The sequence below is a fragment of the Corallococcus aberystwythensis genome (assembly GCF_003612165.1).
GTDB lineage: Bacteria > Myxococcota > Myxococcia > Myxococcales > Myxococcaceae > Corallococcus > Corallococcus aberystwythensis.
In genome coordinates this window covers 1-407 of record NZ_RAWK01000606.1, presented here as the reverse complement: position 1 = coordinate 407, position 407 = coordinate 1, and the positions used below count along the sequence as shown (strand labels likewise).

The 407-nt window shown below is 49.9% G+C and carries 1 protein-coding gene; it reads left to right on the top strand.

The window, feature by feature from the left end; translation table 11 throughout:
* Positions 1-407: hypothetical protein (locus D7W81_RS43195; protein ID WP_208721710.1), on the top strand; the 407-nt coding region annotated here is incomplete at both ends.

The following is a 407-nucleotide window of genomic DNA, read 5'->3' as shown; positions in this document are numbered from 1 at the left end:
GTCAACAGGTTGTACTCCGAGAGATCCACAGCGCAGTTGGAGTACACTCCGAATCCGACGCAGGCAGGCTTGCATCTTTCGTCAGTGGTGAGTTGAAGGGTGCCATCACAGTAGTCGATGTCGGGACAATCTCCCCATTGACGGACACAGGTATCCGGATAGAAGCAGCCATTCTTGAATACAGTCAGGCTGCAATCTTCGGTGGCTTTGCCAATGCTGGCCGAGGTGGCGAACAGGAGCAATACTCCCAGGAGCAAGCTCAACACGAGTTTCATCTGGAATCTCAGGCTTGGAACCCCGCAGTAGCTGGCTTTGTTGTTTGCTGTATTGATTGTTGTGGCTGTTGTTTGTTGTTGCTGTTTGTTGGATTGATGAGTTTGTGTTCGGTTTTTCAACTCCTTTTATAC